The organism is Nocardioides sp. F233 (genome assembly GCF_057813895.1).
In genome coordinates, this window is the sequence record NZ_JBVASH010000032.1 from 1 (window position 1) to 293 (window position 293).

General features: G+C 64.5%; 1 protein-coding gene. It reads left to right on the forward strand.

What is annotated here, in order from left to right; translation table 11 throughout:
* On the forward strand, positions 1-293 hold a 293-nt coding region (locus ACZYRU_RS26950; RefSeq protein WP_488960182.1), incomplete at both ends, for a Bax inhibitor-1/YccA family membrane protein.

Genomic DNA, 293 nt, shown 5'->3' on the forward strand with positions numbered 1-293 from the left:
GTCCTCAACATCCAGGTCGGCCAGAAGTTCCGCACTTTCGTGGACGCCGCGATGATCGGCATGGTCTCCATCAGCCTGCTCGAGGTCGTCCTCGGCCTGTTCGGCAACTGCCTCTGTCTGTTCGACGACGGCGCCCTGGGCCTCGTCTTCGCCATCGCCGGCCTGGTGCTCGGTGTGTTCATGCTGATCCAGGACTTCGACTTCGTCGAGCAGGGTGTGCGCAACGGCCTCCCGGAGCGCGAGTCGTGGCGGGCTTCCTTCGCCCTCCTCGACAGCCTGGTCTGGATCTACAC